Raw genomic sequence first — 21,818 nt, 5'->3', positions numbered from 1 at the left:
TTTTTAAAGGGTTTGGTGCCTGAATTTCCAGTTAATGCCGAATAACCTGTTTGTTTGGTTATACTTCGCTATTATTTTATTCGTTCTATTTGTTCCCGAGTTAAACCGGTTGCTTTTGAAATTATGTCCAAATCAACTCCATTTTTTAGTAACTCCTTTGCTATTTCTAAAGCTTTTTCTTCCTTTGCCGTATCCAAAGAATTTTTCATATCCCGGTAATACTTCAAGCTATCTTCATAAAAACGTACTTGGTCTGGAGTGAACCTTGCTATCTCGGCGGTTTCAAAAAGCTTATTGAAAACCCTTTCTCTCAATTTATCCGGCACTTTGTCAAGTCTATTCAGGTTTCGTATCACGTATAGCCACTTATCAAATCTTGTTTCCAGTTCATCTACCGTTTTATTGAACTTAGGCATTTCCAGGTAGATGAATGTGAGCTTATTGTAGAACACCTCCTTTGTTTCAGTATCTGTCAACTTGATGTCATACCGGAATTTAGCAGGGTCATTCTTATCCTCATCAAATACAAAATCAAGGATTGCTATAGTATAAACAGCCTTCAGTTCATAGTTCCAGTCTGCCCGCTTTGCCTGTTCACGAATGGGAAAGGTGGAATAATAGACAGTTCTGTCTTTAAAATAATTTTGTTTTGTCTTTTGTAATTCAACAATGAACTTTTCACCTTTCTCATTTTCGCAATAAAGGTCAAAAATTGCTTTCCTATCCACTTCACCTGTTCCAAGTTGTTCACCTTTTAGATAAGTCAGGTCTTTAATCTCCCCTTGCTCTTCTTTTAAAAGTACGTTCAAGAAATCCAGTAATAAGTCTTTATTAGGCTCTTCCCCAAACAGCTTCTTGAAACCGTAATCGGTAAATGGATTAATATATTTTTCTGCAAATTCAGTCATTGTCATTATCCTTTACTCAAATATACAATTTTTTTTAGGTTGAATGTTTCTGCTTTTCCGGGTCAAACCACCCCTAACCCTTCCTGGGGGTGCAGGGGCCCACTTTAGAATCCAAGGCGGGGAGTCTGCTTTTTTCATTCGCTGATAGCTATTGCCATTGTTATTGTTTTAGGCTGTTCTAGTTTGGTCTACTGGTCGAATTCAGCTTGTTGGTTCGGAGGAAGAACGATTCCAGTTTTCCCGGAAGGCGCCTTGTAAATAATGCGGTGCCGAACGAAGTGAGGCAGCCTGCAGCGGAGCGAAAGAGGGCCCCTACCCCCGGCAGCTTTATTTACACAGCGCTGAACGGGAAAACGCGCCCCCGCGGACGTGGAGCGCAAAGGCAGAAGCGATGGAAAAGGTGGTTAATGAGTAGCTGAATAAGCCAATACTACGGCAGGTAAGATAAAAGCAAAGCTGAGACAAAATATGATATGAAAACCTCGGAAATAGCGTTAAGTATATAATTACTGCTTACTGAGGATAACAGGCTGATGAGCCCTCAACTCGTCGGGATGACATCGTTCCTCGTATAGAAAAGTAAAATCTAAACCTTACCATTACCTATGCTAGTATTCTGGACATTTGTTGTGGCGGCACTACTCGGGTACGTGATCGGCCACTATGTAAAACCAAACCACCGCTTACAAAAAGAGATAAAGAAAGCCAGGGAAATTTGCATGGCTGCGCTGGAGCAGGGGAATAAAGGTGTGTACCGCACCCTTGTAACGGAGCAGAATAAGTCGTCGGAACTGGTGATAGAAGTGAAGGAGCTGGCTGTAACCCAGGGGGGGCAGGTAAAGGTGGAGTACCTAGAAGCCTACTATAAAAATCCGGAATTCAGGACAAGGAAAGGAGAGGCCCTGTTGAAAGAGGTGCGGGAATTATTAGGAGATTACCTCCCTTTAAACGATATTGAATGGTATGAAACGACGGAGCGTCATGATAACATAAAAAAGCACCTTAACACTCTGGATAACCTACGCAATCACCAACCCGAAGAATAAAAACCATGGAAAACACCAATATTTCGGCTGCCGAAAACAAAGAGCAGCAACAGCAAAGAGCAGTGGAAATCTCTAAGACCATTGATTTTTCCAAACCGGATTCCCTGACCAATTTCGGGGTGGAGACGCAGCGCAAGCTGGGCTATTATTCAAACGAGCTGCTGACCAAAGTGAAAGCCAAGGATTCCGGTGATGCCGGTACCGCCATCAATGAGTTGCTGACACAGGTGAACATGATTAAGATTGACGAAGAGGAGAAAAAGGGCTTTCTGTCCCGCCTTCCTTTCGTGAATAAGATAAAGGACCGGTCGCAGCGCCTGGCCAGCCAGTACAACAGCATTGCCGAAAACGTGGATGATGTAGTGATCAAGCTGGAGAAAACGCGGCAGAGCATCATGAAAGACTCCACCAGCCTGGATGTGATGTTTAACCAGGCAGTGGAATACATACACGAAGTGCGGGCCGTGATTGCTGCCGGTAAAATGAAGATTGAGGAGCTGGAGAATGAGGCAATTCCGAAGCTGAAAGCAGAGGCAGAGGCAAGCGACAACGACGAGCTCATCGTGCAGCGCCTCAGCGACATGATTGCCTTCAAAGACCGCCTCGAGAAAAAGGTACATGACCTGACGCTTTCCCATACCATCGCCACCCAGTCGATGCCCCAGATCCGCATGATCCAGACCACCAACGATGTGCTGGCCCAGAAGATCCAGAATTCCATCGTAACGGTGATACCCGTGTGGCGCCAGCAGGTAGCCATTGCCCTTGGCCTGGAGAAGCAGCGCAAGGCACTGGAAATACAGAAAAAGGTAACCGACACCACCAACGAAATGCTGCTGAAGAACTCGCAGCTGCTGAAGACCAACGTGGTAAGTGCCGCCCAGGAAAACGAACGCGGCATCGTGGACGTGGATACCCTGAAAAAGGTGAACAAGGATATGGTGGAGACCTTAGACGCCGTTTTAAAGATATCGGAAGAAGGAAGCAAGAAGCGGGCAGATGCCGTGAAAGAACTCGCGCAGGTGCAGGAAGAGCTGAACAACAAGATAATCGGCACGTTCGGCAAGTCAAAGAAAATTGAGACAGAATAATGGCAGACGAAAAAGATCGGAAGAAGGCCTCCAACAACGTGCTGACGGCGGAGCAGGACGACCTCCTCGATCTGTACATACAAAACCTGGACGGGTATTATGAGGAACTGAGGGCGTCTGATGCCATACAGGTCGAGATAGAAACGCAGCATCTTAAAAAGATACTTAGTACATGACGAATTTCTGGCGTTCCCTTTTCGGGCTCAACGGCGCGGCTGGCGACAGAACCGTTGTCGGGACTCCGGAAGGTATAGAGGTAAAGGATGTACACTATATAAAAGACTCAAAAAAGCGGCTGACGGCACTCCAGGAGCTGCATAACAGGTACAGTGCCACGCCGCATGCAGACAAGATAGAGGCAGTGTACCATAAGACCAAAGAGATCCACAGCTACCTGATAGACAGGAAAAGGGTGCATGAGCTGGAGCTCTTCCACCTGCAGCACACCGACCACTTCCTGAATACCTTCACGGTGATAATGGATGCGCACCAGCAGCATTATGCCAAGGCTGCTGCCCTTAAACGGGCCGCAGCCAGAGCGGACGGTGTTATCCGCAAAGTGGCGTCCGTCACCTTCCGGAAAGACAGGAAAGAGGTGAAGGCCGCGCAGCAGGCCAACCGCGAGACCAGCGAGCGTGCTTTCGCAGACCTGAACGAAGCCAAATTAGAAGTGCCCGGGCTTACCGTTCCCCAAATCTCCATTAACACCTATTCCAAAATAGTCTACCTCAGAGAAAACATATCCGGTGGCCTGGTCACCAATGAGATTGGCTTTACCTCCTCGCCGGAAGAGAAAGAAACCTTTATAGACTACGTTTGCGAGCGGTTCGGCATTGACAGCGTCGCCTACCTCGGCAACGCCATGGTGTTCATCCCCACCCACAACACCTCCCCACCAGCAGAAATGATCCCGGTCATCCACTGGAACGGCTCCCCCTACGCCCTCATCCTCGAAGACTGCCGCCTCTTCCCGGTCCGAACGTACAGGAAGAGCAGGTGAGTGAGAGTTTTATGGTGCCAGTGGGTGCTTTAGAAAAAGAACGAATGACACAGTATAAGAGCAATAACGGGAACAAAGGAAAGTCCCATCAAAGAAATCCCCCCTTTGAAGGTAGGGTCGTTTCATTCTAGCATATTCTCCCCTTGAGGGGAGCGGGAGGGGTGTTTACACCTGTGGAAAGAACGCAAATAGGGTAAATCAGGCAATATAGATCCGAAATTTAAACCTCTTGAGCTACGCTCGCAAGCTACGAACTCGCGTTCTTGCTTGTCCTCAAGGAGATAGTCTTGGAGAATGAAACAGCCCTGCCTTTGAAGGGGGTAGGGGGATGTCTCTGTATGAGAGGATAAAACAATATTATGTCTTTATGAAGCGAAACAGCATAATTCCTTACCGACCAGACCTAAAGCTTAAAGCCCGAGAGCTAAGGAAAAACAGTACTCTTTCGGAGGTGTTACTGTGGCAGGAAATTAAAGACAAGAAGCTACTTGGTTATCAGTTTCACAGGCAGGTTCCTATGCTGGATTACATTGTTGACTTTTATTGCCATGAATTAAAATTAGCAATTGAAGTAGATGGAGATAGCCATGAGTACAAAGTGAGCTATGACATTATGAGACAGAAAGAACTAGAAGCTTATGATGTACACTTTTTGAGATTCGATGATATGGACGTGAAGAAGAAAATCATGTATGTGCTGAGCGAAATAACATTTTTTATACAAGACAACAAAAACAAACAATAAACACCCCTCCAGGGAAGGGCCGTTTCTTTCTCAAAAACTATACCCTTTAGGACAAGCAAGAACGCGAGTTCGTAGCTTGCGAGCGTAGCTCAAGGGGTGTCTGTAACGGAGGTAGACAACTAGAAAAACGGTTTTTGTAATTTCTCTGCACATGTAAACACCCCTCTTGCTCCCCTCAAGGGGAGAATCCTGTAGTATCAATTGGCCCACGACTTTCATAGGGAGACTTTTGTCTTGCCACTATAAGAAACATTTCATCTCACTCCCGCCACCAATCCTGCTGCGGCACCTTAGACTGTAAGATAACCGGTTCCCCGATACGGGGAGTTGTGACCGGCACCCGGAGCTCCGCCGCTTTATTGGTAGCACGTTCTATAGGGTCCGTCCAACTGTGCATGGCCAGGGTAAAGGCGCCCCAGTGGATGGGCATTAGCAGTTTCCCTCTCAGGTCGATGTGCGCCTGCACGGTTTGCTCGGGCATCATGTGTATGTTGGGCCAGAGTTCATTGTACTGGCCGCACTCCATCAGCGTGATATCAAAAGGCCCGTACTTCATTCCAATTTGTTCGAAGCCGTTAAAGTAGCCGGAGTCGCCGCTAAAGAAGATACGGTCATCGTTGCCGAGAATAACCCAGGAGGTCCAGAGCGTTTTCATTCTGTCGGAGAGCCCGCGGCCGGAGAAATGACGGGAGGGGGTGGAGGCAAAGGTTAATCCCTGGTACGAAGTTTCCTGCCACCAATCCATCTCCGTTATCTTTGCTGCAGGCACCCCCCAGCGTTCCAGGTGCGCCCCCACACCGAGCGCCACGAAAAAGTGCCCTGTTTTCTCTGACAGCTTTTGAATGGAGCTATAGTCGAGGTGGTCGTAGTGGTCGTGCGATATCAGAACGGCATCTATACGGGGCAGGGCCTCAATGGAAACAGGCAGCTCAGAAAACCGCTTCGGGCCAATAAAGCTGAAAGGGGAGGCTCTGTCGCCCATCATCGGGTCCAGGAGCAGACGTTTGCCGTCTATCTCTACCAGGAAAGCAGAATGCCCCAGCCAGGTGATGACAGTGGCCGTGTCCTGAACAACATCAAATCTGCTTGTATCGATTTTCTGAACCGGGAGGTCATAATCCGGCTGCTGTTCATCCGATTCCCCGAAAAGCCTCGAAGATAGTAATTTCATATAACCTTTAAAGCCGATGTCCATGTTCGTTTCGACCGGGTTATGAAACTCACCTTCAAAGTAATTGGGAGACCTCTTAATGGTCTCTAATCGATCTCCTTTCGCCTCGGCGCCAAACTGCGGGGAGAGCCTCTGCAACGAACAGCCTGCTACTATAGCCAGCAGGAGTATGAAACCAAGAACGTACAAAGAGACCCGTATACTTTTCTTCATCAAATTTTAAGTTTTAATCCTTCTGTCAGTCTTATCAATGCCACAGGCAGCACCAACAGGCAATAATAAAGTCCCTGTATGCCTGCGCTTTTGTTACGTGTATTTTGTGTAGACAGTGTATAAGGCAGGCTGAAGGTACATAACCGTTCGGCAGAAGATTAGTTTCAAATTTATTATTTCCAGGCTTCATCAATGCCAGGGCCTTCCTGTAAAGCCTGTAACCGTAACGTGCTCTATGCTATCTCTGAGAAAAAAGTAACCAACAGCATTCATTTCCGGTCTAACCTATAGTAAAATGCTTAACACCTGTTCTTGTAAAATAAAAAATCTGCAACGGTATGCCGACACTTAGCGACCTGACTGCCATGATCACCCCAGTGGTGCTCATTCTGGCGGCAGGACAACTCATTTTAACTACCTCTCAGCGACTTGCCCGCAGCGTGGAGCGTGCCCGCAAGTTATCGGAGCAGTTCGAGGAATTGGTTTTAAATAAAGATCAAAATGACTCGACTGTTAAAAGGGAGCTGATCTATAAGCTTCTGGAAAGAGCCGCCAGCCGATCCAGGAAATTGCAACAGGTGATGAGCCTGCTTTACATCGCGCTGTCCATTTTTGTGGCCACCACCTTATCCATTGGTCTGCTAGAAGTATTCGGCATCTTAGTCGTCTGGGTGCCTGTTATGCTGGGTTTAGTGGGCGCAGGCTTTCTGTTTTATGCCACTATCTTACTCATTGTAGAAACACGCATAGCCCTGGGTGCCATCGATATCGAAATGGACTACCTGGTAAAAAACTACAGCGAAGATTTGCCTGATACTGCAAATAAAGGGGAAGTGTAAAGCAGAGACACAAGCGCTGAAGCTAAGAGGTGGTTTTGTAATAAACAGAAACTTTTTAGCTCCATTGCAATACCTTTACATTTTATAATTGTGAATGCCAACCAGGCAAATACGAATGCTATGAATAATATTAATTGGGCCGGAAACATAAGCTACAGGACAGAAAGTGTTCATTATCCCGCAACTGTTGCGCAGGTACAGGAAACCGTAAAGAAATGCAGCAAAATCAAAGCACTTGGCTCCCGGCATTCTTTTAACAGGATAGCTGACAACACAGAGCACCAGATTTCGCTGAACGCTTTGAACAATGTTGTATCCTTAGATACAACTGCGCATTCTATAACGGTAGAGGGTGGCATGCGCTACGGCGAACTTGCGCCATACCTGCATGAGAAAGGCTATGCGCTGCCAAACCTGGCTTCTCTGCCACATATATCCATTGTGGGTGCCTGTGCTACGGCTACACATGGTTCCGGAGTAAGCAATGGTAACCTGGCAACGGCTGTTTCTGCCATGGAGTTGGTTAATGCTGACGGAGATATAGTCCAGCTATCAAAAGAAAAAGATGGAGAGGTTTTTAAAGGTGCTGTTGTCAGCCTGGGGGCACTGGGCATCGTGACAAAAATAACGCTCGACCTTCAGCCTACTTTTAACATCAAGCAGGTGGTGTACCGGAATCTGCCAATGGGGGAACTGGAAAAGAACTTCACCGCCATTATGTCCAGTGGCTATAGTGTGAGCCTGTTCACTACCTGGAAAAATAAAAGCATCAACCAGGTATGGGTAAAAAGTGTTGCCGATGAAAGTGACCCGGCAGTAGCGCCTGAATTTTATACCGCTACGCTTGCCACACAGCACATGCATCCCCTGGAAGAACTATCGGCGGAGCATGCGACAGAGCAAATGGGTATCTCCGGGTTTTGGCATGAACGGCTGCCGCATTTTAAGATGGGTTTTCAGCCAAGCGCGGGTGCTGAACTGCAGTCGGAGTATTTTGTGCCGTTAGAGCAGGGATACGAGGCGATGATGGCAATAGAGCAACTGCACGAAAAAGTCTCCCCTTACCTGTTTGTTTCGGAGATAAGGGCCATTGCTGCGGATGATCTCTGGATGAGCCCTTGCTATAAGAAAGCCTGCGTGGCTTTTCATTTTACCTGGAAGCAGGAGTGGCATGCTGTGAAAGCCTTGCTTCCGCTGATAGAAGAAAAACTGGCCCCGTACAATGCAAAGCCGCACTGGGGGAAGTTATTTACCATGGCTCCAGCTGTTCTACAGTCCCGCTTCCCTAAGCTGGCTGATTTTAAGCAGTTGGTTCATCAATACGATCCGGAAGGAAAATTTCGCAATGAGTTTTTAGCAGATAATCTTTACAGCTGATTCGTTTGTAGATAGAACAGCATCAGCCGGTCATCACCCCTCTCTTAACTGCGAAGCCAGGAACATAACCCGCACCAACACGTTCTGCTATAGATAACCAACACTAGTATCGCTTATGCTCGAACGCCAGGTATACCGCATGCCGAAAGCTGGTTCAATCAATGATCTGAAACTGCTGACGGAACAATTAGGACAGCCAAAAGCCAATGAAGTGTGCGTGAAAGTGAAGGCGGTCGGGCTCAACTTCGCAGACATCTTCGCTATGCAGGGCCTCTACAGCGCCACACCTGCAGGTTCTTTCATCCCAGGATTAGAGTTTTCAGGGGAAATTACAGCAGTAGGCGATGAGGTGGAAGAGTGGAAAGTGGGTGACAAAGTGATGGGGGCCACTAAATTTGGGGGCTATGTTTCGCACATCAACATCCATCACCGCTATGTGCTTCCCCTGCCTGCCGATTGGAGCTTTGAAGAAGGGGCAGGTTTCCTGGTGCAGGGACTCACAGCCTACTATGCCCTCACAGAATTAGGTAACCTTCAAGAAGAAATGACGGTGCTCATCCACAGTGCTGCAGGTGGAGTAGGAATTCTGGCGAACCGCATTTGTAAAAAAGTAGGGGCCTATACCATTGGTAGCGTCGGTCAGGCGAACAAAGTTGATTTCCTGCAGAACGAAGAATCCTATGATGCTGTCATTCTCCGGGACAGTCTATTTTATGATAAGCTGAAAAATGCACTCGGAAACCGTTCGCTACTTCTGATAATGGAATGCATTGGCGGTGAAATTCTGGAGCAAGGCTGGAAGGCAATGGCCCCTATGGGACGTATGGTGGTGTACGGTAACGCCAGCTTTGCCAGCCATGGGGCAAAACCCAATTACCCAAAGCTTATCTGGAAGTTCCTGAGGCGGCCCAAAATAGACCCCCTGCGTTTGCCCACCCAGAACAAATCGCTCATGGGTTTTAACCTCATTTACCTTTATGAACAGACGGATATGATGCATGACATGCTCAGCGGGCTGCAGGCGCTGCATCTGAAGCCACAGCATATTGGCCATGTCTACGACTTTGAGGCAATGCATGAAGCCATTCACCTGTTTCAGCAGGGCAAAACGATAGGGAAGGTGGTCGTGAAGTTAAGCTAAGCCGGCTTTTGTTATCGCATCAATTTTTCTTATTATTAGGCTTACAAAGTTTTGCTTATGGTTCATTTCCTGAGTTGCGACTGGGGCACTTCATCCTTTAGGTTACGGCTTGTAGACGCTGAGAGTGCAGATATAATCGCATTCAGGAAAGCTGATAGAGGTATTGCCGCCACCTTTAACAATTTAGACGACAGGAAAAAGGAAGACCCGGAGCAGCGATTGCTTTTCTACCTGCGCATCATACAGGAGCACATTTCTGAGATTGAACAAGACCAAAATATCAGTTTAAAAGGTGTTCCGCTGGTTATCTCCGGAATGGCTTCCTCCTCCATTGGCATGGCTGAACTGCCTTACCGAAACCTGCCTTTCAGCATAGATGGAAGTGATATTGAAGCAGCTTATTTTGAAGTAAGCGCCAATTTTGCACATCCTGTGCTGCTGATTTCCGGGGTTAAAAGTGAAGTGGACGTGATGCGGGGCGAGGAAACGCAGCTCATCGGTACCATCAGGGACAGTACTGCTGTAGAAGGCCAAGTACTTTATATTTTCCCTGGAACACATTCCAAGCATATTGTGGTCAAAGGCAAACAGGTCATAGATTTTAAAACCTATATGACAGGTGAATTCTTTGCGCTTTTGTCGAAGCAAAGTATATTGAAAGGAGTAGTAGAATGGAATGATGATCTGCAGACTCCTAATGCCCTGCAAAGTTTTAAAGAAGGTGTTCGGGATGCCAAAGGTGCTAATTTGCTGCATATGGCTTTTCGGGTCAGAACGAATGATCTCTTTGAGAAACTCACAAAAAAAGAAAACTACCATTACTTAAGCGGATTGCTAATCGGAGCGGAACTGGATGGAATAAAGCCTTCAGATTATGCGCAGGTGTCTGTCTGCAGTGATTCCGGTCTCAGGTTGAGTTACGAAACAGCCTTGGAAACTTTAGGCCTGAAAGAAAAAGCACATGTCTTTCCCGATGAGTGGACGGATGAGGCAGTCGTGAGGGGGCAGTTAAAAATATACAAGCAATTTACCCGCAAACTATGAAATCATCCTTTTCCTGGGAAGCTTTTGACAAGATTCCGGTAGTAGGAATATTAAGAAATGTGCCGTCACAACATCTGCAAAAGCTGTTTGCCGTTTACCTGGATGCCGGATTGACTACGATAGAAGTGACCATGAATTCAGCGGGTGCTACAGAAGCGATATCCTCGCTGGTTAAAACCTATGGAGACCGGTTAAACATCGGTGCAGGCACCGTCTGTACCCTGGGAGATCTGGATAAGGCACTTTTAGCCGGGGCACAATTCATCGTAACGCCAATCCTGAATGAGGAAGTTATCAAGGCATGTGTAGCGCGCAATGTGCCGGTATTTGCTGGAGCCTATACACCCACAGAAATATACCGGGCCTGGGAGTTGGGAGCAAGCATGGTGAAAGTATTTCCGGCTGGCCAGTTGGGTGCCCGCTATATAAAAGAGGTGTTGGCGCCACTCAATCAAATAAAGTTGCTGCCAACCGGCGGCATCAGCCATGATAATTTTGCAGAATTTTTAGAAGCTGGAGCCAGTGGCTTGGGCATGGGAAGTCAACTGATTCCTAAAGCACTTGTTGAGAAAGAGCAGTGGGAAGAGCTAAGTAAACATTTGTCTGAGTTTGTGGAGAAGTACCATTCTTATAAACAACAACATGCCTGATTTGAGCAGCTGTTTAGTTTAGCTTCGTAGATCAGGCTGTTTATAATTTTAAATTTAAGGTTCTTCTAAGCTTTTCGCCTCGCCGGCGGGGCCTCACTTTTCTCCTTGATGAGAAAAGTAAGCAAAAGAATCAAGACAATTCGAAACTCGCTGAACGCTCAAACATCGAATTGTCAAATGGTGCACCTGGCAAGCTTTTGAGCTTCATAGTTTGAGCTACATCAGAATTTGAAAATGGCTTAATTGACTGATAATTCTAAATTTTAGGCATTAGCACGAAGTGAAACAGATTCCAGTCTTTGGGTTGAGCGCCTTGTATTTGATGCGGTGCTGAGCGACAGCGAGGCAGCCGGAGCAGAGCTAAAGAGGGCCCCTACCCCCGGCAGCTTCAAATGCACAGCGCGATGCCCGAAGACGAGGCCTCTCGGCCTTGAGAGCTCAGAGAGAAACAATGGAACAGTAGGTGAGATGCCGCTGGATGAACTAAATCTACGGCAGCTTAGACAAATATTCCCTGAACTAATTTTCAGATTATCAATACAAGTATGATTACCTGATATTTATGACTCCATCAACAAGCAAAGAAACTAATGAAAATTAAAAGCTACGAATTATTCCAGGTGCCGCCGCGCTGGTTGTTTTTGAAGATTGAGACAGATGAAGGAATCGTTGGCTGGGGCGAACCTGTAATAGAAGGAAAAGCGGCAACCGTGAAGACAGCGGTGGAGGAACTGATGGAATACCTGGTAGGGAAGGACCCGATGCACATCGAAGACCATTGGAATGTAATGTACAGGGCAGGATTCTACCGGGGCGGACCCATTCTAATGAGTGCGATTGCCGGAATAGACCAGGCACTGTGGGATATAAAAGGCAAGTACTACAATGCTCCGGTCTATCAATTGATAGGAGGCAAGGCCCGGGACACCATGAAGGTCTATTCCTGGATTGGGGGAGACCGCCCGGCAGACGTAGGAAGCGCAGCGAAAGAAATGGTGGCCAAGGGCTTTAAAGCCGTTAAAATGAATGCGACCGAGGAACTTCAGTATGTGGATTCCTATGATAAAATAGATCTCGCCATCGCCCGTATCGAGGCCGTTAGAGAAGCAGTTGGCCCGGCGGTGGGTATAGGAATTGACTTTCATGGTCGGGTGCACAAGCCGATGGCCAAAATACTGGCGAAAGCACTTGAGCCGTACCGCCCCATGTTTATAGAAGAACCAGTATTGCCTGAGAATAATGAAGCACTTCGGGAGATAGCGAATCATGTTTCTATTCCGATTGCCACCGGGGAAAGGATGTTCTCGAAGTGGCAGTTTAAAACTTTGCTGAAGGAAGGGTACGTGGATATCATCCAGCCTGATTTGTCGCATGCTGGGGGCATCACAGAATGCAAGAAAATCTTTTCCATGGCAGAAGCCTTTGATGTGGCGGTAGCCCCTCATTGTCCGCTGGGCCCTATTGCATTGGCAGCCTGCTTACAGGTAGATGCCACCTGCCATAATGCTTTTATACAGGAACAAAGCCTGGGAATCCATTATAACCAGGGCAGCGACCTGCTCGACTACCTCGTGGACCAAACGGTTTTCGCCTACCACGAGGGCTATGTCAACATTCCGGATGGCCCCGGACTTGGAATAGAAGTAAACGAGGCGCATGTCAGAAAAATGGCAGCAATTGGTCACAACTGGAAAAACCCGTTGTGGAGACACTCTGATGGAAGTATAGCAGAATGGTAATATGATGGATGAAACGACCTACCTCTTAATCATTACCGTACTTTCAATTCTGCTGCTGCTGGTGCTGGTAATGCGCCTGAAAATCCATGCCTTTATCTCTTTACTACTGGCCAGTGCTTTTGTAGGACTGGCAGCCGGAATGCCCTTTATGGAGCTCATTCGGAGCCTTCAGACTGGGATGGGCAACATCCTGGGGTTCATTGCTATAGTAGTTGGCTTAGGCGCTATACTGGGGAAATTACTCGAAGTATCCGGTGGCGCTGAAACGCTGGCGCACTATATCATCAAAGCCTTTGGAGAAAGCAGAACCTCCTGGGCCCTCATGTTTACCGGGTTTATCGTTTCTATTCCGGTATTTCTGGATGTGGGCTTTATCATTCTAGTCCCCATTGTGTATGCACTCGCCAAAAAATCAGGCCTGTCGCTTTTAAAGTTTGCCATACCCTTGCTGGCTGGCATGGCGGTTACCCACTCCTTTATTCCCCCGACACCGGGCCCGGTGGCCGTGGCGGAAATTCTGAATGCCCCGCTTGGCTGGGTGATTGGTTTTGGAATAGTGGTGGGTTTGCCGGCTGCTGTTGTAGCAGGTCCACTTTTTGGCAACTATATCAGTAAGAAGATTATGGTAGGGCCGCCGGATTTTGTGGAGTATAACACAGACAAGGTGCTGGCAAGCCGCAAGGATTTCTGGATGATCCTGTTTATCATCGTCCTGCCTCTGTTCCTCATCCTAATTGCCACTTCCCTTGACATGGTGGTGGGGATGGGAGAGTTGTCCGGGGAGAATTACTGGGTGTCCCTGTTTCAATTCTTAGGACATCCTTTTGCCGCCCTGACCATTGCCACGCTTGTAGCCGCCTACTTTCTGGGAATCAGAAAAGGATACAAAGCGAAGCAGCTACTGGAGTTTTCTGACAGGGCTCTGGCGCCTGCCGGTTTAATTATCCTGATAACGGGTGCCGGGGGTATGTACAAGGAGATACTGATAGAAAGTGGTGCCGGGGAAGCGCTGGCGCAACTGTTTATCACCTACAATGTAGCGCCACTCTTCATGGCCTATGTGTTGGCGGTGATTATCCGGGTTATACAGGGTTCGGCCACGGTGGCCATGATTACGTCTGCTGGTATGATGGCTCCCATTATCGTGCAACTGAATATCTCTGATCCGATGAAAGCCCTTATCTGTTTGGCAGTGGCAGCAGGAGCCACCATCTTGTCGCATGTGAATGACAGCGGTTTCTGGCTGGTGAAAAAGTACCTTGGTCTAACCGAAAAAGAAACGCTGCAGTCCTGGACAGTCATGGAAACGATCATCTCCATATCAGCTTTTATTTTTATTCTGTTGGTTTCATTTTTTATAGACTGAGATAAAAGGCCTTTACAGAGAGAAATAGATGAATGAAGGCTATTATATGAATCCTGCAGTGCAGGTGCAACGGGAGTTTATCTGAAATAATGCGTAAAGCATAAATCATAGGTGAGTCAAAATTTCCCGTACGCTACATAAAAAGCATCTGGTATGAAAGATGAGAAAAAATTCAGTGACAAGATTAATATTGCATCCACATCAGGATCCAGCCGAATCAGCCATTCTAAAGAGGCGATAAAAGCCTCCTTCTTAGACAGTCTGTTCTATGGCATTGGTCGCGTTCCAGCGCTAGCCACGCCAAATGACCGGTATACTGCCCTGGCCCTGACCATACGTGACCGGATTTTTCAACAGTTTATACTCACTACTGAGAGCATTTCAAAGCAGGATGCCCGGGCTGTTGCCTACCTCTCTGCAGAATACCTGCCTGGCCCACACCTGGCCAACAACCTGCTTAATTTAGAAATCACAGCGCAGACGCGTGAGGCAATGGAAGAACTGGGCATTGAACTGGATGATTTGATTGCGATAGAAGAAGAACCTGGCTTGGGAAACGGTGGCCTGGGCAGGCTGGCATCCTGCTACCTGGATTCTCTTGCAACCCTGGGTATACCTGCTATAGCGTATGGCATCCGGTATGAATTCGGCATTTTCGACCAGGTGATAAAAGACGGGTGGCAGGTTGAACTTACTGACAAGTGGCTTCATTATGGTAACCCCTGGGAAGTGGTGCGCCCTGAAATAGCCTACGAAGTAAAATTTGGTGGCAGGACCGAGCATGGGGCAGACTCTAACGGTAAATTCCAGGTTACCTGGGTTCCCGGTTCAGAAGTAAAAGGGACCGCATATGACACGCCCATACTGGGGTATAAGGGCAATGGAGCCGTCCTGCGGCTCTGGAGAGCGGAAGCCATCGAGTCGTTTGATTTTGCTGCTTTCAACCTGGGGGACTACTACCGTGCTGTTGAGGCAAAAATGCTTTCAGAAAACATCACCAAGGTACTGTATCCGAATGACCAGGCGCAAGGTGGGAAAGAGCTAAGGCTGAAGCAGCAATACTTTTTTGTCACCTGCTCACTGCAGGATATTATTCGTTTACACCTGATTCAGGGGCGGAACCTGGAGCGTTTGCATGAGAAGTTTGCCATCCAATTGAATGATACCCATCCCGCTATTGCCATTGCGGAACTGATGAGGCTGTTGGTGGATGTGCATCAGCTGGATTGGGCGAAGGCGTGGCATATTACTCAAAATTGCTTTGCTTATACCAACCATACCCTCTTGCCTGAGGCACTGGAAAAGTGGTCCATTCCTTTATTTGAAAAAGTATTACCCCGGCACCTGGAGATTATTTATGAAATCAACCATCGGTTTCTGGAGGAAATCCGCCATCAACACTCCTACAATAACGCGCAGATTGCCGGGATGTCTATTATCGATGAAAGTGGTGAGCGTTATATTCGCATGGCCCATCTGGCAACTATTGGAAGCCATAGCGTTAATGGAGTTTCCGCGATGCATTCTGAGTTGCTTAAAAAGGAGGTGCTTCACGATTTTGCAGGACTTTGGCCGGATAAGTTCTGTAATGTAACAAATGGAATCACTCCCCGGCGATTCCTCTATCTTAGCAATACGCCGCTGGCTGAACTTATCTCCAGTTACATCGGAAATGGCTGGATAACAGACCTGGACCAGCTAAGGAAGCTGGAGCCTTATGCGGATGATGTCTCCTTTCAAAATAGTTGGATGGAGATCAAATTAAACAACAAGCAGCACCTGGCCGCACTTCTTCAAAAGCAAACAGGAATAGAAATAGACCCGGCCATGCTTTTTGATATTCAGGCTAAGCGTATTCATGAATACAAGCGGCAACACCTTAAAGTGTTACATATACTTAGTGTATACCTCCGCCTCAAGAAGGGAGAACTGATAAACTTTTCCCCTTCCGCGTTCATTTTTGCGGGAAAAGCTGCACCCGGATATATCATGGCAAAGCTACTCATCAAACTAATTAATTCGGTTGCTGATTTAGTCAATCAGGATACAGAAGTTAACGATAAGATGAAAGTTGTTTTCATGCCTGACTTCAATGTGAAAAACGCGCAAAATCTGTACCCTGCAGCAGACCTTTCTGAGCAGATTTCGATGGCAGGTATGGAAGCCTCGGGTACAGGAAACATGAAGTTTTCCCTTAACGGGGCATTGACCATAGGCACATTAGATGGGGCAAATGTAGAAATCAGGCAGGAGGTAGGGGAGGATAACTTTTTCCTTTTTGGGCTAAGCGTAGAGCAGGTGCAGGCAAATAAAACAGCAGGCTATCAACCTTATGACATATATCAGCAAAATCAGCATTTACGGGAAGTGCTGGATTTTATAGTATCAGGAGCTCTATCGCAGGGCGACACGCAATTGTTCCGACCGCTGTACGAAAACCTCCTTTACCAGGACCCTTTTATGCTGTTAGCAGATTACCAATCTTATATCGACTGTCAGGAGCAAGTGCATGAACTGTGGCGTGAACCAAAAGAATGGGCCCGAAAATCCATTCTAAATGTAGCACGCATGGGAAAGTTCTCTTCCGACCGATCCATCAGAGATTACAGTGACCTGATATGGAAAGTAACTCCCATCAACAAGAAGTAGTCTATGTTTGCATAGCGCATTGAATCTTGTTCCCTCTGATTGTCTGCTCTTACAAGGTTCAGGTTGCTCTTCCATTCTGTTGGCTGGAGCCTTCGGGAGGATAGGAGATTGAGTTTCTTAAATTCTGAATGCGATCAGAATTGAAGCTGGGGATTTGCATCTCACCGGCTTCACGCCACTTTCGCACCTGTTCTTCTGCTTCCGCCCCTTTTTCTTTAGATAAGCCCTGGTCACGTGCAATGTAGAGTGTCTGAGAAGGGAAGGCGAAGCCGGTACCACTTGCCTCCACTATATCCATCATGCGCAAATACAAATCCTCCTGCACCTCCAGAAACTGATCAAAATCTTTGGCAAGAATGTATGCAAAAATTTCTATGTTAAGTGAGTCAGCCCCAATTTCAATAAAACGTACCCGTGCCGGAGTAGGGGATACTTTCGGGTGTGCATACAAAATTGCGCGAAGTTCTACCAGTAGAAACCGGAGCTGATCCGGAGTAGATTCAAAGCGCAAGCCGAAAGTTGGATGAAACCAGAAGCGGTCACGATGCGCGTAATTTTCAATTTTTGTGGAGGCGAGTTCTCCGTTGGGTATGGTGACAATCGTACGGGCAAGCGTACGGATACGCGTGGAACGCATTCCTATCTGTTCAACGGTTCCCACTATATCGCCTACTTTGCAGAAGTCACCTACACGCAAAGGCTGATCGGCTATAAGGGTTACGCTCCCGACAAAGTTCTCCACTGTTTTCTGGGCACCCAGTGCCAGTGCAATACCGCCAATACCCAGTGCGGCGAGTCCGGCGGTGACATCAACCCCAACTGTGTCGAGTATGGCGATAAAGCCCAGTACCACAATAGCTATTTTGGCAGCGCGGCGCAGAAACAGCACAGCGGAAACCCCGGCCATATTGTTGCGCCGTGTCAGCCGCCTTTCTGTAAACCGGGTGGTAGCATCCAGAAGCCGCCATATTAACAGCAAAATAGCGGCCACACCTACTATAATCGTTACTTCGCTGAACCGCTGGCGCACGATAATGGAAACACCTACCTGCTCGCTCGCAACCACAAAAAGCCACACAGCAAGGTAAATTTTTATGGGCAAAGCAAATGCTCTGATGATGCCTGCTGTGGCTTCCTGTCTGGCTTTGTACCAGAGTAAGCGGAGAGTGTAGAGCGTGAAGGAGGTGATGCTCCATGCCAGCAGGTAAGCTCCTATTACCAGCAACAGCATAGCCATCCAGTGCGCAATAGGCACACCGCCCCACTTGGTTTCTCTCAGGAAGCGGGGCGAAAGCCTGTCAACAACTGAGCCGGTTGCCTCTTCTTCGGTGAGAAGCGGCACCCTTTGTACTGTCTGTGACGAGAACAGCCAGATCGGACCGCCATCTGGTCCTTCCGTCTTTTCAAGAATCACATTGAAAGTCTCACCGTTAACGGTGGCTGTACCTACTCGGTCCAGGTTCGGCCCCAGGTTATCATCTTCAAGCCCCCCGGGGTCATTGCTAATCTGAGAGTAGGGAAATATTCTTCCATTCTGATCCAGTAAGCGTTGCAGGGACTGTGCCAGTGCTGCTCCATCCATGTCATCCTGCAAGTCTGGGTCCAGCCTTAAAAACTGCGCGGCTTTGTCGTAGTCTTCGTTTGCTACTGCTTTGATGAATCCCTCTACAGTTCCACGCGGGGTGCGTCTGCCGAGGGAATCGTTCGCCCACTCTGGCTCCGCTTGTTCAGTGTTATTAGTTGTGTCAGTAGACAGCAGCTGAGCATGTGCCTGGGTAATGGGAAGCTGAAGTGCCAGTACGCTGCAGATAATGAAGAACAGCCAGCTATAGTCACGAAAGAGTTTTTTTGATATTTGAGATGATGTTGACACAGGTCTATCAAAAACCATATAAAGTATTCAAATGTAATATTAAAAACGGGTGCTTTGTACGGTGAACAGCGGAATGGGCACCGTGCTTTAGCATTGCCACAGCGCTCTCTAGTGATGCTTTCACCCGGAACAAAGCCTTTGATTGCTTCATTTGTAACGTTCCCTGCGCGCAGTAGTTGCAACAGAATGGAGGTGTTTGAAGGTATGGACCTGTTAGTCTGAAGGTTTCAGTATGATAACCAGGAAGATATGGAAACAGAACAAGGTACTCATTTTCTACGCGGCAACATTAGCGGGAAAAAGTTCAAAATCGGTAGTACAGATAGCCGTTGTTACTGATTCTCTTGCATCTGCTTATAGGCTGCAGTCCACAGCAGGAGGGTTGCTGGCAGCCGTGATAGTTGCGGCCCTAAAACTCCAGCCAAACGATATAATTGTTCTTAGAGCAGCATTATGAGTATGATGGCGAAGATCACCTTTTTACGCGCCACTACTCGTTTATTCAATGCATTCAGGATGTACAGTATAACAAAGCCTGGCAAGACGCCAATACCAATGTGCTGGTTATTTACGGGGGAGCCGATATTCCTTCTATCAGTCCGCACAATTCAGAGTTGCTCGTAAATGCCCTCAACACCATGCATCCGGGAACGGCTTCTTATAAATTTTTACCTGATACCGATCATAGCTTTATCAAGGTCGGCACGAAGCAGGACTTGTTGCGCCTACGGCAGAATGGTCAGTTCGAAAACTACGCGCGTGATAACTTTAACCCGGCGCTTATAGAAATGGTGGATACCTGGATAAAGCAGATTCGGGAAAATCCGAAGGTTGGCAGTAATTTATAAGGCCTCCAAGTGCGGATGAACATTTGTAGCGTAAATATTTCAGCTACAGGTTCGTTTGCTCTCAGGCTATTATTCAGTTTATTAGCTCCATATCAGTTGCAGTCGAATAATGCCTGCCTTCCACTGTTGTATGTATACCTATTTCTCTGCCCGTATTTAGGCAAAGAAGTCCTGTTAAGGTAATTCTTCTCTACACTGTACAAGTGCTAGAGTTGTTCAAGCGTACCTGCTATTTCCTGCGTACAGTGCTCTTTATAACTGCTTTCTCTTTAATACTACAAGTATGATCGAAGTAGATGCTGGCTGATCAATCTAACATCAGCCAGCATATCACCTTATGTAACTGAATTTTCTACTGTTACTTTTCTGCTGTTTTATGTAACCTTAAAATTAGATAACTGTGCGTTTGAATGAGTTCAACGCTGTTTAAAATTATTGAAGCCATAAAAAGATTAAAATAATTATGTTACTTCTAATAATCATTATTCCTTTTGAATTAGTTATATTTAATATTATTTTGTTTATAAATAATTAAATTCAAGTAAAGATAGAGGTGGAATTTATGATTTCCATCATTACTGGATTATAGCTTCTTACACTTAATTCCCTATTTCTTCTGTATCCAAAGGATATATAAGAATACAGTTCTAAACGCTGCACTCTCCCTTCTAACCATCCCCATTGGTTTGGAATTGTTGATGTCCTAAAGATTTGAGTAAACCAACACATCGCTTCACATGCAGCCATTTACAGATAATACAGTAAATAAAACTTATCCGAAAGAGTTTTACGATTTAATAAAGGTTTGGCAAAGTAAAGCCTATGGTTCGGTTCCAGTAGATTACAGCCAAAGCTTTCAGAACAATCCGGAATTTTTAGCTGTACTCAATCATTCCCCGTGCGTCACTTCAATTCTGGACCTGCGCACGCAGCAGTTCGCTTTTATCAGCAGCAATGTAAAAGAAATCTTAGGATATGGCAGCTGCCATTTTATGGAAGAAGGCATAACTTTTTATAACACCATCGTTCATCCCCAAGACCTTCAAATAACCTGGAAGCTTAGAAAAGCTATCTGGGACTTTATACTAACACTGCCGCCCTCTGAGCAGGCCCAATATAAATTCAACTATGATTATCGCATCCTCAAACCGGGTGGAAAAGAGGTAAGGGTATTGGCTCAGAATTCTGTCTTGCAGTCAGATTGCAAAGGTAATATCACGCATATACTGGGAATGTATTCAGATATATCCCATTGGAAGAAAAGTGAGCAGCAGGTAGCTTCTCTCATTTCAACTGCCCATGACACCTGCCTTTTCTTTTCCCAGGAAGACAACGATAAATTTCATCCACAAAGCAGCTTAAGTAAGCGGGAAATTGAAATTGTAAAGATGCTTGCTGAAGGCTACAGCAGTAAATTGATCGCAGATAAGCTCTTCATCAGTTTTCATACTGTGAACACACACCGGCAGAACATAATGGAGAAAACGAAAACTAAGAATACAGGAGGGCTGGTACAATTTGTGGTATCTCATGGGCTGATATGAAAATATACTGAAAATAGGTATTGTTTACAAGGGCAGGAAAAATTGTATCATGAAGGCAGTTGTACAGGAATGGTTTTATCAGCGGTATTTACGATGGAACCATTAGTGTCTGGGATTTGATAAGTGGCTCTCTTGCTACCAGTATGCACACGAATGAGGCAATCTCCCTGGTAAAGATGATATATCCAACAACATCATAGTGGCAGGAGGAACAAGAGGAGGGATGTTCTTTTACAGGCTTAACGAAGCGAATATTCTTTCCCGTTGATGAGTACAATCGCAAGTAAGACTGGTGAGATACCTCATCTTTGAAAGTTATTGGAAAAGATAAAGTTTATCTCTTCTTTATTAATTCCTCTCCCAGGAGGTGTGGGTTGTTCTTGCTAAACAAGCGCATAAATATTATAGAATATCTTTTTAAGAAGCTTTGAAATACTGAATTTTAAGTATTTCCTGATTCAGCAGTACACTGTACATTGCACTAGTTCAAATTCTAACATCATTAATCAACAAAATTTTAAATAAAAGATTTTGAAGCTGTACCTCTGTGCTACCATATCCCTTTTTGTCACAG

The 21,818-nt window shown here is 46.5% G+C and carries 19 protein-coding genes; 16 read left to right on the top strand and 3 right to left on the bottom strand.

Features of this window, described 5'->3' with window-relative positions:
• Positions 1 to 71: 71 nt before the first annotated feature.
• On the bottom strand, positions 72 to 908 hold the full coding sequence (locus DXT99_RS01905) for an Rpn family recombination-promoting nuclease/putative transposase (RefSeq protein ID WP_115563830.1): 837 nt from the start codon (positions 906 to 908) through the stop codon (positions 72 to 74).
• A gap of 605 nt (positions 909 to 1,513) precedes the next feature.
• On the opposite strand from DXT99_RS01905, the gene DXT99_RS01900 reads away from it, so the two are divergent.
• The 5 genes from DXT99_RS01900 to DXT99_RS01885 all read left to right on the top strand — a co-directional run bounded on the left by DXT99_RS01900 (position 1,514) and on the right by DXT99_RS01885 (position 4,790).
• Positions 1,514 to 1,954, top strand: a complete 441-nt coding sequence (locus DXT99_RS01900) for a hypothetical protein (RefSeq protein WP_115563829.1) — start codon at positions 1,514 to 1,516, stop codon at positions 1,952 to 1,954.
• 5 nt (positions 1,955 to 1,959) lie between these two features.
• A complete protein-coding gene (locus tag DXT99_RS01895; RefSeq protein WP_115563828.1) occupies positions 1,960 to 3,045 on the top strand; it encodes a toxic anion resistance protein in 1,086 nt (361 codons plus the stop codon).
• Entirely contained in the window at positions 3,045 to 3,221 is a 177-nt protein-coding gene (locus tag DXT99_RS26935; protein ID WP_181884998.1) for a hypothetical protein, read from the top strand. The genes DXT99_RS01895 and DXT99_RS26935 overlap by 1 nt, the downstream gene beginning before the upstream one ends.
• Complete coding sequence (locus DXT99_RS01890) at positions 3,218 to 4,045, top strand: hypothetical protein (RefSeq protein ID WP_115563827.1); 828 nt, start codon at positions 3,218 to 3,220, stop codon at positions 4,043 to 4,045. The genes DXT99_RS26935 and DXT99_RS01890 overlap by 4 nt, the downstream gene beginning before the upstream one ends.
• Before the next feature lie 367 nt (positions 4,046 to 4,412).
• Entirely contained in the window at positions 4,413 to 4,790 is a 378-nt protein-coding gene (locus DXT99_RS01885) for an endonuclease domain-containing protein (protein WP_115563871.1), read from the top strand.
• A 259-nt stretch (positions 4,791 to 5,049) separates the two neighbouring features.
• On the opposite strand, the gene DXT99_RS01880 is transcribed toward DXT99_RS01885, so the two are convergent.
• On the bottom strand, positions 5,050 to 6,174 hold the full coding sequence (locus DXT99_RS01880) for an MBL fold metallo-hydrolase (RefSeq protein ID WP_115563826.1): 1,125 nt from the start codon (positions 6,172 to 6,174) through the stop codon (positions 5,050 to 5,052).
• A 338-nt stretch (positions 6,175 to 6,512) separates the two neighbouring features.
• Here DXT99_RS01880 and DXT99_RS01875 point away from each other — a divergent pair, with 338 nt between their 5' ends.
• The 8 genes from DXT99_RS01875 to DXT99_RS01840 all read left to right on the top strand — a co-directional run bounded on the left by DXT99_RS01875 (position 6,513) and on the right by DXT99_RS01840 (position 16,979).
• The gene (locus DXT99_RS01875; RefSeq protein ID WP_115563825.1) at positions 6,513 to 7,013 is read left to right on the top strand and encodes a DUF2721 domain-containing protein; all 501 of its coding nucleotides are present in this window, start codon (positions 6,513 to 6,515) and stop codon (positions 7,011 to 7,013) included.
• A 120-nt stretch (positions 7,014 to 7,133) separates the two neighbouring features.
• Positions 7,134 to 8,390: an FAD-binding protein gene (locus tag DXT99_RS01870; protein WP_115563870.1), complete on the top strand. Its 1,257-nt coding sequence runs from the start codon at positions 7,134 to 7,136 to the stop codon at positions 8,388 to 8,390.
• 115 nt (positions 8,391 to 8,505) lie between these two features.
• Positions 8,506 to 9,531, top strand: coding sequence for an alcohol dehydrogenase catalytic domain-containing protein (locus tag DXT99_RS01865; protein ID WP_115563824.1), 1,026 nt, complete (start codon positions 8,506 to 8,508; stop codon positions 9,529 to 9,531).
• 57 nt (positions 9,532 to 9,588) lie between these two features.
• On the top strand, positions 9,589 to 10,575 hold the full coding sequence (locus tag DXT99_RS01860) for a 2-dehydro-3-deoxygalactonokinase (protein ID WP_115563823.1): 987 nt from the start codon (positions 9,589 to 9,591) through the stop codon (positions 10,573 to 10,575).
• Positions 10,572 to 11,225 carry a bifunctional 4-hydroxy-2-oxoglutarate aldolase/2-dehydro-3-deoxy-phosphogluconate aldolase gene (locus DXT99_RS01855; RefSeq protein WP_115563822.1) on the top strand — a complete coding sequence of 218 codons (654 nt, stop codon included), beginning with the start codon at positions 10,572 to 10,574 and terminating at the stop codon, positions 11,223 to 11,225. Before DXT99_RS01860 ends, DXT99_RS01855 begins: the two co-directional genes overlap by 4 nt.
• A gap of 590 nt (positions 11,226 to 11,815) precedes the next feature.
• Positions 11,816 to 12,964, top strand: a complete 1,149-nt coding sequence (dgoD, locus tag DXT99_RS01850) for a galactonate dehydratase (RefSeq protein WP_115563821.1) — start codon at positions 11,816 to 11,818, stop codon at positions 12,962 to 12,964.
• Between the two features lies 1 nt (position 12,965).
• Positions 12,966 to 14,330, top strand: a complete 1,365-nt coding sequence (locus DXT99_RS01845; protein ID WP_246000401.1) for a GntP family permease — start codon at positions 12,966 to 12,968, stop codon at positions 14,328 to 14,330.
• A gap of 153 nt (positions 14,331 to 14,483) precedes the next feature.
• Complete coding sequence (locus tag DXT99_RS01840; RefSeq protein WP_115563820.1) at positions 14,484 to 16,979, top strand: glycogen/starch/alpha-glucan phosphorylase; 2,496 nt, start codon at positions 14,484 to 14,486, stop codon at positions 16,977 to 16,979.
• Between the two features lie 58 nt (positions 16,980 to 17,037).
• On the opposite strand, the gene DXT99_RS01835 is transcribed toward DXT99_RS01840, so the two are convergent.
• A complete protein-coding gene (locus tag DXT99_RS01835) occupies positions 17,038 to 18,852 on the bottom strand; it encodes a mechanosensitive ion channel family protein (protein WP_246000400.1) in 1,815 nt (604 codons plus the stop codon).
• Positions 18,853 to 19,084: 232 nt separating this feature from the next.
• On the opposite strand from DXT99_RS01835, the gene DXT99_RS26930 reads away from it, so the two are divergent.
• The 3 genes from DXT99_RS26930 to DXT99_RS01820 all read left to right on the top strand — a co-directional run bounded on the left by DXT99_RS26930 (position 19,085) and on the right by DXT99_RS01820 (position 21,244).
• Positions 19,085 to 19,309, top strand: coding sequence for a hypothetical protein (locus tag DXT99_RS26930; protein ID WP_115563818.1), 225 nt, complete (start codon positions 19,085 to 19,087; stop codon positions 19,307 to 19,309).
• Complete coding sequence (locus DXT99_RS01825; protein ID WP_115563817.1) at positions 19,287 to 19,700, top strand: hypothetical protein; 414 nt, start codon at positions 19,287 to 19,289, stop codon at positions 19,698 to 19,700. The genes DXT99_RS26930 and DXT99_RS01825 overlap by 23 nt, the downstream gene beginning before the upstream one ends.
• 737 nt (positions 19,701 to 20,437) lie before the next feature.
• Positions 20,438 to 21,244 (top strand): LuxR C-terminal-related transcriptional regulator, encoded by an 807-nt coding sequence (locus DXT99_RS01820; protein ID WP_115563816.1) that lies wholly within the window; start codon positions 20,438 to 20,440, stop codon positions 21,242 to 21,244.
• Positions 21,245 to 21,818 lie beyond the last annotated feature (574 nt).

Origin of the sequence: Pontibacter diazotrophicus, assembly GCF_003367245.1 — a bacterium.
In the GTDB taxonomy this organism is placed as follows: Bacteria; Bacteroidota; Bacteroidia; order Cytophagales; family Hymenobacteraceae; genus Pontibacter; species Pontibacter diazotrophicus.
The sequence above is the reverse complement of the archived record's forward strand: the minus strand, read 5'-3'. Positions and strand labels throughout refer to the sequence as shown.